The sequence below is a fragment of the Archaeoglobus neptunius genome (genome assembly GCF_016757965.1).
Taxonomy (GTDB): domain Archaea; phylum Halobacteriota; class Archaeoglobi; order Archaeoglobales; family Archaeoglobaceae; genus Archaeoglobus; species Archaeoglobus neptunius.
On sequence record NZ_JAEKIW010000004.1, the window covers coordinates 98,851 to 111,849 of the forward strand.

General features: G+C 46.3%; 13 protein-coding genes. 11 read left to right on the forward strand and 2 right to left on the reverse strand.

What is annotated here, in order from left to right:
- Nucleotides 1-7 precede the first annotated feature (7 nt).
- Entirely contained in the window at nucleotides 8-646 is a 639-nt protein-coding gene (locus tag JFQ59_RS03955; protein WP_202319110.1) for a radical SAM protein, read from the reverse strand.
- Nucleotides 643-4,107, reverse strand: a complete 3,465-nt coding sequence (gene cobN, locus JFQ59_RS03960; RefSeq protein ID WP_202319111.1) for a cobaltochelatase subunit CobN — start codon at nucleotides 4,105-4,107, stop codon at nucleotides 643-645. The genes JFQ59_RS03955 and cobN overlap by 4 nt, the downstream gene beginning before the upstream one ends.
- A 66-nt stretch (nucleotides 4,108-4,173) precedes the next feature.
- On the opposite strand from cobN, the gene JFQ59_RS03965 reads away from it, so the two are divergent.
- The 11 genes from JFQ59_RS03965 to JFQ59_RS04015 all read left to right on the forward strand — a co-directional run bounded on the left by JFQ59_RS03965 (nucleotide 4,174) and on the right by JFQ59_RS04015 (nucleotide 12,993).
- Nucleotides 4,174-4,872, forward strand: a complete 699-nt coding sequence (locus JFQ59_RS03965; protein ID WP_202319112.1) for a carbon-nitrogen hydrolase family protein — start codon at nucleotides 4,174-4,176, stop codon at nucleotides 4,870-4,872.
- Between the two features lie 221 nt (nucleotides 4,873-5,093).
- Nucleotides 5,094-5,783, forward strand: a complete 690-nt coding sequence (locus JFQ59_RS03970) for a type IV pilin (protein WP_202319113.1) — start codon at nucleotides 5,094-5,096, stop codon at nucleotides 5,781-5,783.
- A 5-nt stretch (nucleotides 5,784-5,788) separates the two neighbouring features.
- Complete coding sequence (locus JFQ59_RS03975; protein WP_202319114.1) at nucleotides 5,789-6,265, forward strand: type IV pilin; 477 nt, start codon at nucleotides 5,789-5,791, stop codon at nucleotides 6,263-6,265.
- 125 nt (nucleotides 6,266-6,390) lie between these two features.
- Nucleotides 6,391-6,852, forward strand: a complete 462-nt coding sequence (locus JFQ59_RS03980) for a type IV pilin N-terminal domain-containing protein (protein WP_202319115.1) — start codon at nucleotides 6,391-6,393, stop codon at nucleotides 6,850-6,852.
- Between the two features lie 6 nt (nucleotides 6,853-6,858).
- Nucleotides 6,859-7,137: a hypothetical protein gene (locus JFQ59_RS03985; RefSeq protein ID WP_202319116.1), complete on the forward strand. Its 279-nt coding sequence runs from the start codon at nucleotides 6,859-6,861 to the stop codon at nucleotides 7,135-7,137.
- On the forward strand, nucleotides 7,134-8,666 hold the full coding sequence (locus JFQ59_RS03990) for a type II/IV secretion system ATPase subunit (protein ID WP_202319117.1): 1,533 nt from the start codon (nucleotides 7,134-7,136) through the stop codon (nucleotides 8,664-8,666). The genes JFQ59_RS03985 and JFQ59_RS03990 overlap by 4 nt, the downstream gene beginning before the upstream one ends.
- A gap of 8 nt (nucleotides 8,667-8,674) precedes the next feature.
- Nucleotides 8,675-10,399, forward strand: coding sequence for a type II secretion system F family protein (locus JFQ59_RS03995; protein WP_202319118.1), 1,725 nt, complete (start codon nucleotides 8,675-8,677; stop codon nucleotides 10,397-10,399).
- The gene (locus JFQ59_RS04000; RefSeq protein WP_202319119.1) at nucleotides 10,389-10,781 is read left to right on the forward strand and encodes a type IV pilin; all 393 of its coding nucleotides are present in this window, start codon (nucleotides 10,389-10,391) and stop codon (nucleotides 10,779-10,781) included. The genes JFQ59_RS03995 and JFQ59_RS04000 overlap by 11 nt, the downstream gene beginning before the upstream one ends.
- Nucleotides 10,750-11,490 carry a hypothetical protein gene (locus JFQ59_RS04005; RefSeq protein WP_202319120.1) on the forward strand — a complete coding sequence of 247 codons (741 nt, stop codon included), beginning with the start codon at nucleotides 10,750-10,752 and terminating at the stop codon, nucleotides 11,488-11,490. The genes JFQ59_RS04000 and JFQ59_RS04005 overlap by 32 nt, the downstream gene beginning before the upstream one ends.
- Nucleotides 11,491-11,512: 22 nt before the next feature.
- Nucleotides 11,513-12,628, forward strand: a complete 1,116-nt coding sequence (locus JFQ59_RS04010) for an asparagine synthase C-terminal domain-containing protein (RefSeq protein WP_202319121.1) — start codon at nucleotides 11,513-11,515, stop codon at nucleotides 12,626-12,628.
- Nucleotides 12,562-12,993: a YkgJ family cysteine cluster protein gene (locus JFQ59_RS04015; protein ID WP_330999838.1), complete on the forward strand. Its 432-nt coding sequence runs from the start codon at nucleotides 12,562-12,564 to the stop codon at nucleotides 12,991-12,993. The genes JFQ59_RS04010 and JFQ59_RS04015 overlap by 67 nt, the downstream gene beginning before the upstream one ends.
- Nucleotides 12,994-12,999: the final 6 nt, after the last annotated feature.

A 12,999-nucleotide genomic window follows, 5' to 3' on the forward strand; every position in this document is an offset into this window, starting at 1 on the left:
TTGAGATTTAAAACCTCTTTAATGGTATTTTTGAATCTAAGCCCGTATCCGCAAGCTTCGCTGTACCGTATTGCACCCCGTATGAACGTCGTGTCCGGCAGAGAGATATTTCTACCTCTCCCCACTGGTTTAAAACGTCAAAACTTACACTCTTCGCTCCGAAGGCATAGACCATGTCGATGAGGTCTCTGAGATACCTCTGGTTGTAAGGTGTAACGACGCATGTAATACCGTAATTGACGTTTTGACTTTTCAAGAGCATCATCGATCTCAGGACGTCTCTTGTCGATCCTTCTCCATTTGCGTATGGTCTGAGCCTGTCATTGATATTTGGAGGGGCATCGATACTCACGGCTATCGAAACACCAAGCTCTGCAAGCTCCTCTATCTTTTCGCAGTCGAGAAGAGTTGCATTCGTCTGGAGCGAAAAATCGGCGTCGTACCTTTCAGCAAACCTTTTAATCAGTCTGTAGTTAAGCATGGGTTCACCGCCAGTGAACTGAACCTTGGTAATTCTGTCATTGTACCTTTCCATCACATTCTTGGCTGTGGAAAAATCCATATAGTCTCTCCGCTCACCGCCACCTGCGTAGCAGTAGATGCACCTCAGATTACAGTCCTGAGTAACGGCAAGGTACAAGATCATTCCAACTCGCCCTCCATTTTCAGATAAATTTTCCTCAGCCTCTCTTTTGTCTCCTCATCAGCCCTCCACATTCCTCTCTGTATCGCCTCAAACAGTCTTTCGGCAATGTTCATCAGGGCGTGAGGATTGTTCTCCCTGAAAAAGTCCTGCATCTCCTTATCAAAGATGTACCTCTCAGCTATGCCCTCGTACATCCAGTCGTCGATTATGTCCGAGGTCGCATCCCACTGGAAAATGTGGTCAATGTATTTCGAGAAATCTCCTGCCCCCTTGTATCCGTGCTTCTTCATCTCATTTATCCACTTCGGGTTCATTACCTTGGATCTGTAGATCCTCTCAGCCTCCTCGTCGATGCCTCTTATCTTTATGTTCTCCGGATTCGATGAGTCTCCAACGTAGGACTTTGGTTTTCCGCCCAGAGCCCTTACCGTCGCTATCAACCCCCCGTGATAGGCGTTGAAATCATCACCCTCGAATATGTCCCATTCCTGTGAATCCTCGTTTTTGACGGTAACTTCGACTATCCTGAGGATCCTTTTGAATTCTTCTTCAGCTTTAATCCCGTACTTTCCCCTGCCGTACGCATAGCATCCCCATTTTACGTAAGCTTTTGCAAGATCCTCAACACTTTCCCAGTTTTTGTTGTCGAGGACTTTGTTCACACCCGCTCCGTAAACTCCGGGCATGTCGCTGAAGATCCTCAAGGGGTCTTTTCCTTCAGCGTGTTTCTTGACAAAATTCATCTCCTCAGGCTCATCAAGGGTTGACACGAGCTTCACAGCGTCATCCATGAGTTCGATAAGGTTGAAGAAAGAGTCCCTAAACATCCCGCTAACCCTTGCAACAACGTCTATTCTCGGACGCTTCAGTTCTTCGAGAGGTATCACTTCAAGTCCGACCACCCTTCCCACGGAGTCATACCTCGGTTTTACCCCGAGCAGGTAGAGGAACTCCGCAACATCCTCACCGTGGGTCCGCATTGTTGGCGACGACCATATAACCATGGCGACCGTTTCCGGATAGCTTCCACCATCCTCCAGATACCTCTCAAGCAGTTTCTCAGCTAACGTCTTTCCCCTCTCGTAGGCCTGCTTAGTTGGAAGTTCCCAAGGGTTGCAGGAGTAGAAGTTTCTGCCAGTGGGCAGGGCGTTTGGATTCCTCGTTATCGCCCCACTCATTCCGGGCTTTATATATCCTCCTTCCAGAGCTCTTAGAAGCTCGTCAAGCTCCTCATTTTTCTCGAGTTTCCTTTTCAGATCCAAAATTAGGTCTGACAGCTCATTTTCGCTACCGTTAAAAGCTTCTGCTATCATCCTCCTCGCCTCTTCAAGAACTTCATCCATGATCCTCGATTTCGTTTTTCCATATCTCTTGGCGCACTCTTCGTTTGGAAGGTTTAGATCATATCCAAGCTTTTTAGCAGCAAGTTCGATGATAGAAGGCTTGTCGTCGTGCTTTATCCTCAAAATCGACAGAATAGTTTCCACGAGCTTCTCATCCCTGAGCCCTTCACCGAAAACATGCAGACCGGCGTTTATCATCGACATCTTTAATTCGAGCAGCACCTCGTGGACTCTCTCAACATCTTCTTCGTCCTTGACTATCTTAAGCTCCCTAGCCTTTTCGATTATGCTCTTTCTGTACTCCTCGCCTCCACCGTACCTTAAAGCGTCGTAGTAATCGTTTATCATCTTCTCCAGGAGCAGATAATCATCGTAGAGGTCTGCGGTCGTTAAAGCCGGAGTCAGATGGTCGATTATGCAGGCGTATCCTCTTCTCTTAGCCTGCGTCCCTTCTCCAGGGTTGTTGACAATGTAGATATAAAAGTGCGGCACATCCATGCATACATCCGGAAAGCAGTTCTCGGAAAGGCCAAAACCTTTACCCGGCAACCACTCAAGGGTTCCGTGCTTCCCTACGTGTATCATCGCATCGGCATTGAAAACTTCCGAAATGTACCTGTACAATGCCACATACTGGTAGCTCGGGGGGAGATCAGGATCGTGGTAAACCTTTTCCGGCTCCTCTTCAAATCCTCTCCTGGGTTGCAAAGCGATCAGGACGTTTCCATTCCTGACTATTGGCAGGAGGTAGCATCCATCGTAAACAAAAACCTTTCCCGGTTTCTCGCCCCACTGTTCCCTCATTTTTCTCTCAGCTTCTTCTGGAAGATTAAGTTCGACTTTCACCTTCATTCTCTCTGCGATCTCCGTCGTTAAGAACCTCTGGTCGTTTGTAACATCCTTCATGACCCTCTGTATCAGCTCGTTACCGTTTTCAGGGACCCACTCAACCTTGTATCCTCTCTCTTTCAGCATCTTAAGCAGTCTTACAACGCTCTCCGGTGAGTCCAGACCGAAAGCCGAGGCGATTCTATCGTTCCTCGGTGGGTAGTTATGTAACACTATGGCTATCCTTTTTTCCGAATTTCTCTTTCGTCTCAGTATTGCGTATTTTACAGCAAGTTTCGCAAACTTTTTGATTCTTGCAGTAATCGGCTCGAATTTGAGTATCTCCACCCCGGTCTCTCCCGTTCCCACCCTTTTTCTGCATGCTATCGGGAAGTGGATTATGGCTGAATCGAACTCAGGCATTGCGGCTGAAATTACGACGTCCATCGGATTTAACCCCTGCTTGGATTCTCTCCACTCAACTTCCGGTGTTGTTGATGCTATCGCCTGCAAGAGGGGGACGTCCAACTTCGTCAGAAAGTCAGTCTTTTTCAAGCCAAAAAAACTTGCCGTGAGGGAGAACATGGTCAGGTTGACGAGTACATCGATCACAGGCTCTCCATTTTGCATAAAAAATTCCTCAACACACCTCTCAAACCCCCAAGCTCCAAATTCGTTCGAATTTCTTTCGGAAAAGACTGCTACAACGTTGGCGTATTTGTCGAGTTCACCTATTAAGGCGTCGATATGCTCCAAATCGCCGCCGGCCCACCAGCTTCTGTAAAATAAAATTCCTATCGTCGGCCTATCGTCATCGAGCCTTTCAAGGAACTCCCGTCCGTAAACTCTGCCTCTGTAGTATATCCCCTGCCATGGCAAACTCTTCGGCTCCTCGTACTCAGCGTCCAAACCGCAGAACCTGTTCGCTAAAAAGAGCAGAAGATTCTTGTAGTTCTCCACGCCTTCGTAGGTGAGGTACCGCATTATCTTTTCCCAATCCCCGGCGCTTACGGTTGAGTACTTTTTCAGTTCATCCACGTTTTCGTAAAGCGTTGGAAGAGGGCAGAAGTGAACACCATGTTCGACCAAAAACGTGTGAAATTCCTCAACCGGAAAAACGTTCTTTCCACCCATTAGCTTGGCAACTACGATGCGACAGTTCTTACAGTACTCCTTGAACTCCTTTATGTCCCCCTTTAGATCGTAAACCTTTAACTTGACTCCCGATAACCTTCCAGCCCTTTCAAACGTGGCAACGTCTGTGGGAATGTTACAGATAACAGCTATCATGGTTTGTAAAATAATCTTAACTAAATTTAAAGTTAACTTTATCAAACCTGTGATGGTTCGCAGGTTATGAGACTCGCCTTGTACCAGATGGCAGATCGTGCCGATGTTGCGGCAAACATAAGGGCAGCATGCAAAGCCGTTGAAACCATAAATGCAGACTTCATATGCTTTCCAGAGTACTTTACGATTCCCGCAGACTACAAGCACAGAGGAAAAACGGTAGAGGATGCGTGGAGCGAGGTGTCGATCCCGACGCTTGAAGCTTTAACCAGAGCATCTGTAGAGTTTGAGGGATACGTAATTGCCGGAACCGTCGTTGAAAGGGACGGGGGCGATTACTTCAATACGTGTTTCGTACTCAGGAGGGGGAGGATCGTGGCAAAATACAGGAAGATGAACCCAATAAAGGAGGAGCTTGAAATGGGGATAAAGCCCGGTAATAATGTGATAAGCATCAAAACAGAGTTTGGTAGATTTGGTATCCTGATATGTGCTGATTGCCTTAACCAGGACACTGTGATGAGGGTAGCGGGTTCTAACGACATAGTATTTCTACCAATCTCCTTAACGGATCCTTCACATCCGAAAGTGGAGGGGCATCCGATAAGTGAGAGAATAGCGAAGGAATATGACGTTATTGTTGCAAAAGTCTCGAGGGTTGCCATGAACGTCGGTGTTAAGAGCGTCGTGATGTCGCCAAGAGGTGTGGTCAGGGAGGCTGAAAGCTGCTGTAAAGAGGAGGTTTTGGTGGTGGATGTAAGGTAAATCAATTAATGTGTTTTTAAAGTGTTTTTTTATTTCTCATTGCTCGAAGCCACCTTGAATAGTATTACAACTTACGGATCTGTGATTACTGATTCACAATTTTTGAATTGGAAATTACATATTTGATATCAAATAAACTTTACTTGAAATAAGAAAAAATGGAAAAAATTAAATATCAAATAAATTTGAGTTCAGATCAGTAAATTTGAAGGAGGTGGAAAATGGGAAGATGGATAAAAGACGGAAAGGCTGTCTCACCAGTTGTCGGCGTTATGCTGATGCTGGTGGTGACGGTAGTACTTGCTGCAGTGGTTAGTAGCTACGGAAGTGGAATTTCAGGAGATATGAAAAGCAAAGCACCAACAGCGACATTTAAGGTTAGGGTTGCAAGGGATGTACCCTCAGGGATGCCAGGTTATGTTGTTAGTTACGTAGAAATCAAACAGACAGGGGGCGATCCGATACCGACAGATCAGCTGAAAATAGTCACCATAAATCCAGATGCCTATGGAAGCAAGAAAATTATGGAAGTTTTGCCAAAGAGTGGTAACACACACTATTACACCAACTGGGGTGGTTGGAAGAATGGAACTTCACCTTATCTGAATGATGTATCCAAGGGCTATTTTGGCAACAATCCAGCGGTTGATTTTGGGAATTACACCATAGCGAGTGGCCTGACAATGACTGCAGACTGGTATAACAATTACCCGCAAGCAAAGTGGAATGCGACTCTGGGAAGTTATGAGTTAAATAAAGCCATCGATGCCAATGCCGGAAATGTTACAGGATTTTGTGCAATGTTCGCAGACTGCTGGAATGTAACTCCAGGACACTTTGTGACGGTAAAGATAGTTCACACACCCACGGGAAGTGTGATCTGGCAGAAAGATATTATGGTTGAAGGGTGATGACAATGAACAACAAAGGTGTTAGTCCTGTGATTGGAGTAATGTTAATGCTTGTGGCAACAGTGATACTTGCAGCAATAGTCTCCAGCTACAGCGGAACATTTGCACCAGAAGAAAAAACTCCTACAGCATCATTTAGTGCGGAGGCATCCTACAACAAGGGATACATAAAATTGGACCACATTAGTGGGGATCCAATATATAAATCAGCTATAAAGATAAGAGTTGAAACAAGCAGACCTGCAACTTCCGGATACGTGAATATGAGTAACGTGTCATTCACGCCCGATCCAACTTATCTGAAACCGGGAGATACTGCCTACATTTACTTCACTAAAAGCAGTGTCTACGGAGAGAGAGCAGTATTTACAGGTCCAGATATCAGACTCTCTGTGGCCGTCGGAGACAAGTTCAGAATTACTGTGATAGATAGTGATACCGGAAACGCCATTTGGTCATCTGAATTGATATTGAATCCATGAGCCACATTATTTTTTATTTTATTCTTTTTGCAGAACCGCATCAATGGAAGGTGAAAACTATCACAAAATTTTAAAACCATGTCCAAAAAATTTGAGTTAAGGTAATATAAATTTGATGGGTGTCGATGATGGACAAAAATGGAGTTTCACCGGTCATTGGCGTGATGTTGATGCTCGTGATGACAGTGATACTCGCCGCAGTTGTATCCTCGTACAGCGGGTCTCTGATTTCACCACAAGACAGAACGTGGCAGCTGGTGATATCAGCCAAGGCCAACACCGAGTATTTCATCATCCGCCACGAGGGCGGAGACCCGATCCCTCTTTCAGCATTCAAAATCTCAATCTACAGTACTGAAACGCTGAACACAACAACAGTTGATTTGAGCGATCTCAATAAGGACGGTATCCCTGACGCCTACAATGAAATCGGAAACGGAAACGGCATTTTTGAGAGCGGTGAGGCCATAAAGGTGTACTGGACGAACACCACGTGGACACCACAGCAGGGCGATAAGATCGTTATCGAGCTGTACGAGAGGAGTGGGAACAAGCCGATCACAAAGGCTGTAACAGTTGTTGGGTGAATGGGAATGAAATGTGAAACCTGCCGGTATTTTGTGAAGTGTTTGGAGTGGAACTGCCTCAGGAAATGGGATTGTGAGTTTTATGAGGATCTTGAAAGTTTAAAGCAGGAAGAACTCGATGAGATTGACAGGAACTTCAGTAGGATCTATGAAATGGATTTTGACAGTTTCAAGAAGCTTGTTGAAGATATAGGTTATTTTGAGCAGGATGCTGCTCTGATGACGGGATTTAAGGTGTGGAAGAAAGTACTCCAGTTAAAAAATGGGGGGAAGAGCATTAAATGATGGAAAGAATCCTCAGGACATTTAAGAAGGAAACGGAACACGGAAAACTCTACAGGGAGTTGCTGAAGCAGGACTATACAGCATTTTTCGACATCGATTACTCGAACTCTCTGGAGAGTTACTGGCTAGACAAGCCCTTTGCGATGGCAGCAATACTCGAAAAAGAGGACGATATCGTGTACCACCTTCTCCAGCCCAAGCTGACCGGAGAGGAGTTCGTCTTGATTGAGAGAATCCACAGAGTTTTGAGGGATAGATTGTTCCTCGAAGATATGGCTCAGCTCGAAAGCAGAGAAACCCTTTTGTTTGAAAAATTTGTGGGAACACTTGAGGAACTCGGAATGGGGCTGGAGCTGCCGTCTACGGGAAAGATATGGTATCACCTCAGAAACAATTTCTTAGGGTATGAAAGGCTTGATCCAATTCTGAGAGATCCCTATATAGAGGACATTTCGTGTAACGGATATAATCTTCCGGTTTTTGTCTATCACAAGGCTTACGGAAGCATACCAACCAACATAATGTACTCTCAGGAAGAGCTCGATAGATTCGTCTTGAAGCTATCCCAGAAAGCGAACTCACAGGTATCACTTGAAAGGCCGCTCGTGGATGCAACACTACCGACCGGTGCGAGGGTTCAGATAACCTACAGGAATGTCGTTAGCACGAAGGGCTCGTCTTTCACTGTCAGGATGTTCAGCGCCGAACCTATCACACCTCTCGACCTCGTATCGTGGAACACAATCAGCGCTGAAGCGATGGCCTTTCTATGGATTGCCGTTGAGAATGGGAGGAACATGATTATTGTTGGTGGAACTGCGAGCGGGAAAACCACTATGATGAATGCTGTATCATTTTTTATTCCGACATACTCAAAGATAGTTTCGCTTGAGGACACGAGGGAGATACAGCTTCCTCATCAGAACTGGTTACCAATGGTCACAAGAGATGTTCACGGGAGAGGGAAGGTTGAGATGTTCGATCTGCTGAAGGCTGCATTGAGGCAGAGGCCTGAATACATAATAGTGGGGGAGATAAGGGGTAGAGAAGCTGCGACACTCTTTCAGGCGATGAACACCGGGCATGCTGTGTACTCAACACTCCACGCAGGTGACATCGAGTCTGCTGTAAACAGACTCATTCACGATCCGATAAACATCCCCATTGCAATGTTCGCTCCGCTGGACCTTGTTGCAACGCTGAGCGTTGAATACATTAGGGGAAAGGCTGTGAGAAGGCTGACGACCCTCCATGAGGTCTGGATGACGAAAAGGGGTGAGCTCGATTACAGGACAGTTTTCGAACGCGTGCACGGAGAAGACAGGTTGGAATTTAAAGGCGAGTCGAAGGTACTTGATGATATCGGCCTGAGGTACGGAATGGATCGCAAGGAAATACGGGAGGAACTTCGGAGCCGGGCCGAATTTCTGAGAAACATGCTTGAAAAGAGGCCAGTCAATATGCACCATCTACTGAAGATCGTTGATGGGTACAGGAAGGAGTTTTACAGGAAATTGCAGACCGGGTAGGTGAATTCGTGCCTTACCTTCTACCGGTAGCCAGAAAAGAGATGGGAAAAGTTTTGAGGGGGGCTATGTTGAAGTATACACCCGATGAGTTCTCGAACTACGTTATACTGAGCTCTATAGTTTTTTCTGCTGGTGGTGTTTTCGTTCAACGTTTCCTGTCTTTTCCTTTCCACAACCTTTTCTGGCCTTTATCATTTTTCACCCTCGGTTATGTTCTTGCACTCGCATATCCATTTACGAAGATGAGGGGGAGGAGAGCGCAGATAGATCTGAAATTGCCCCACGCCCTAACATATATGCAATCCATGAGTGAGTCGATTCCGCTGTACGAAATTGTAAAAAAAGTTGTTGTGGAAAAAGAACTTTATGGGGAAGTATCGGAGGAGTTCAGCTTTGTGGTCAGAGATGTGGAACTGCTCGGTATGAGCATTGTGGAGGCTATGAATAAACTCGCTCAGGAAACGCCATCCGAAAATCTCAGGGAGCTCCTTGAAGGACTCGTGATCACTTTTGAGACCGGTGGAAGCCTGAGAGAGTTCTTTTCATCCAAATCCTTGCAGTTCAGGGAGAGAGCAAACAAGAGATTGGAGGTGCACCTGAAAACTCTCGAGATTCTTGCAGAAGTTTTCGTAGTCGTTTTTGTCGCTCTCCCGATATTCTTGATTATAATGATTTCCTCTATGAACTTGCTCGGGAAGTCCGCCGGTCCCGAACTTTACTACACGATGTACCTCTTTCTCCCGATCGGTGCCCTGTCTCTGATATATGTGATAGATCTCATGAACGTAAAGGAGGATCTCGGCCTTACAAGGGTCGAAAGAAAAAGATTCAATTACTCCCCAGACCTGCTGATGGAAGGTGCAGAGATAGAAGATGTGAGCGAGAAAATGGCGTTATCCAATATTCTGACGGCCCCGTTCGTGGCCGTAAAGAGGAATTACTACAACTCTCTTTATTTCAGTACACTCCTTGCGGTTCTGGCACTTTTCGCCGTAAGGGGGGTTCGGTTTGTCTTTCCCGAGACTATCTTCGCTGTAACGATAGCAGTCTTCTGCATTCCACTGCTTGTCGCCTTTGAATATCGTGCGTGGTACGTAAGAAGGGTGGAAAAGGAGATTCCAGATCTTCTGAGGCAGATGCTCAGCCTGAAGGACGTTGGAATGACACTTCAGAACGTCATTGACGTCATAAAGGACTCGAAAATCGGAGTTTTGAAAAGGGAATTGCGGATTCTCGATGCGGAGATAGAATGGGGGGCTACCGTAGTTGAGGCGTTTATCGAGTTCGTAAACAGGGTCGGAGTTTCCAGCATAAGAAGGGTCATCTCCCTAATAATAGAGGCAAGTCAGATCACAGAAGAGCTTAGGGACGTGCTGCTGATCTCCATAGAGGATTTTGAGCACGAACTGAAACTAAAAAGCGATAGATTCGTTACAGGCTTTGCGTATCTCGTCGTTGTGTACGTTTCCTTCTTCACGTTCCTTTACGTAGGGTATTCTCTCAACACATCATTTCTTGCCAGCTTTTCCAATTTCAACGTCTCCGTGGATGTACGCAGCTCATCGGAGATTATGTACAGAGTATCCATCATGCTCGCCATATTTTCCGGAATACTTGCCGGGCAACTTGAAAAGGGGCACATTCTGAGCGGGCTGAAGCATCTGTTCGTTTTCCTGCTTTCCACGATCATTCTATTTGAGTTCATTCTTGGAGGTGGATGGTGTGGATTCTAGGGCTGTCTCGGAGGTCGTTGGTGAAATGCTGCTGCTCGTCGTGGTGGTGGTGCTTGTGGGTGTGCTGTCGTCCAACATTGCGGGTTTAATTCCGAGCGTTCAGGATGTTCCCTATGTAGATATGCTTGCTACTAGTGGAAGCGGTGGTGTGAACGTAACTCATATCGGTGGAGAACCACTTGACATTTCTGACGTGAGGTTAAACATTGATGGGACGATTTGCGGATTTAACGGTACGAGTCTTGACTGTAAAATTCCGGGCAGACTTTTTGGAGATGGAGACACCTTCTGGGAATTCGGGGAGAGGTTGCAGATAAACGCGTCCGTAAGGGAGGTACTGGTGATATATCATGACCAGATTGTGTGCAAGATGTACCTGTGACGAAGCCGTTTCATCGATTGTGGCGATGATTCTGATTCTTGCCATGTTGGCAGTTGCGGTACCGCTAGCTATCTCAAATTTTGTACCGCACTACATCAAAAACGTCGAAATTCAGAGGTACGAGGAGTCTGAGGCGAGTTTTCTCAGGATCGCTGAGGCTTACCCGGATCCCGTGAAACTTAGGTTGTATATGGGCCGGCAAACGCCATTCGGTTTTGTTGCTGCGACGTCTTTTGGTGCGAAAAGCAGCGGTAGGATCAGCATTGAGGCCGTATGCGACAGTGGAAGCGTTGGGTTGAGTTGCGACATCCCGTCCCTCTACCTTTACCTTCCCGGCAGGTCTGTTCCGAATCGGACGCTAATTTTCTCCGAGGGAGGTATCGTTGTAGAGCAGCACTCGAGGGAGGTCATCGTTTCCAGTCCGAACATAACGCTGGTGTACAACAGCTCTCTGACGGTCGTCGTGGATTGCCTGGAGAGCGAAAAAAAGATCTCCGGTAGCGGAATCATTGTTGTTGATGTCGGTGTGCAGAGGGAAATAAAGAGCTACAAGAACTGCACGGGAAAAATCTACGTCAACGACACGATCTTTCAGGATTACTGGAATGATGCGATGAGGTCCACCTCCCTCCCTGTCAGCGGCTCTACGCTGAGTTTTGACAGTCTGAACCTAACATTGATCGTTAGGCGGGTGGGGATAAAGGTATAAGCAGCGTGTGGTAAGATTGTTCGTGGCCATCTATGCGTTTGCAGAATTTGAGGAACGGGGAAGTAGAGCGAGCAGAATTTACGCCAGCGCTAGATATCCGTCAAAACAAATTGGAAACGTTTTTTTCGATTCAGATGATGTCCCGAACCTCAGATATGCGGATGAAATGCCGGTGCGGCTGAAATGTCTGCATTCTGTCGTGGCTTTCCGCCCGTCGCATATTTTACTCTCTCGAGACATTCTGGGTGGCAAGCCTCTGTACTATGGCAGCGATCTCAGCATATCTTCCTTCAAATCGTACATCGACGGTGAGGCCCATGAGGTTCTGCCGGGAGAAGTCATCAAACTGGACTACACAGGCAAAATATTAGAAAGGAAAAAATACGCCTTTGAGGAAGTTTTTAAAATCGGAAATGCGGATGTTGAAGAGCTGATAGAAATAATAGAGAGAACACTATATAAGTTGAAGCTGAAAGTAGGTTGTATAGCATTTTCAGGCGGTTTAGACTCATCTCTTCTTGCAGCAATTTACGACCTGCCGCTGATCTCCGTCACGGCAAGCGGTAAAGAGGAGGAGTGGTTGAGAAGGGCAGCGAAGATGATCGGTAGAGAGATCGAGGTTTTGAGGGTAGATAAAAAGGAAGTATTGGAGGCTGTTGATGCCGTTAAAAAAATTATAGAGACGGATGACTTTTTACAAATTTCGATTGCCGTCCCAATCCATCTCGCAATGCAGTTTGCCAAGTCTCTGGGTTATTCAGAAATAGTTTTCGGACAGGGAGCTGACGAGCTTTTTGGAGGCTACAGGAGATATGTGGACATGGATCCATGCGAGCTTAAAGACGCTCTGATGAATGATTTGAGGAATATAGGAGATGCAAACCTGATCAGAGATAATAAACTGGCATACAAAAACGAAATAAAGCTTACCACGCCATATCTCGACTGGGACATCATAGATGCGGCGGTAAAACTCCCCCCTGAATACAAGGTCAGGAGGGAAGGAGGGAGAGTTATCAGGAAGTACGTGCTGAGAAAAATTGCCGAAAAATATCTTCCGGGTGAGATAGCGTGGAGGGAGAAGAAGGCGATTCAGTACTCAACGGGAATTGCGAAGATCTTGAAGAGGTACATGTGAACTGTGTGGAAAACGGCAGATTTTGCGGGAAGTGCTGCTTTGACACCGAGATGCCGCTAACCGAGGAGGACTTGAGAAGGATAGAGGGGCTTGGGTATGTGAAGGATGAATTCTCGATCAGAGATGGGGAGACCAGGAGGTTGAGGAACGTAAATGGCAGATGCTACTTTCTGGATGATGAAAACAGATGCGTGATCTACGAACACCGCCCTGAGGGCTGCAGACTTTATCCGGCAGTTTTTGACGGTGAAAAAGTTGTTGTGGATAAAATTTGCCCGAAATGGAGAGAGGTGAAGGTGTGTGAGGGGGCGAAGAAGAGGCTTTTGAGGTTGATTGAGAGAGTGTACGGTTTTGACGTTTTTTGATTCTGC

Excerpts from the sequence above, each read along its gene's own strand:
- JFQ59_RS03955 (WP_202319110.1), bottom strand. The coding sequence starts at position 646 with ATGATCTTGTACCTTGCCGTTACTCAGGACTGTAATCTGAGGTGCATC.
- cobN (WP_202319111.1), bottom strand. The coding sequence starts at position 4,107 with ATGATAGCTGTTATCTGTAACATTCCCACAGACGTTGCCACGTTTGAA.
- JFQ59_RS03965 (WP_202319112.1), top strand. The coding sequence starts at position 4,174 with ATGAGACTCGCCTTGTACCAGATGGCAGATCGTGCCGATGTTGCGGCA.
- JFQ59_RS03970 (WP_202319113.1), top strand. The coding sequence starts at position 5,094 with ATGGGAAGATGGATAAAAGACGGAAAGGCTGTCTCACCAGTTGTCGGC.
- JFQ59_RS03975 (WP_202319114.1), top strand. The coding sequence starts at position 5,789 with ATGAACAACAAAGGTGTTAGTCCTGTGATTGGAGTAATGTTAATGCTT.
- JFQ59_RS03980 (WP_202319115.1), top strand. The coding sequence starts at position 6,391 with ATGATGGACAAAAATGGAGTTTCACCGGTCATTGGCGTGATGTTGATG.
- JFQ59_RS03985 (WP_202319116.1), top strand. The coding sequence starts at position 6,859 with ATGAAATGTGAAACCTGCCGGTATTTTGTGAAGTGTTTGGAGTGGAAC.
- JFQ59_RS03990 (WP_202319117.1), top strand. The coding sequence starts at position 7,134 with ATGATGGAAAGAATCCTCAGGACATTTAAGAAGGAAACGGAACACGGA.
- JFQ59_RS04005 (WP_202319120.1), top strand. The coding sequence starts at position 10,750 with ATGACCAGATTGTGTGCAAGATGTACCTGTGACGAAGCCGTTTCATCG.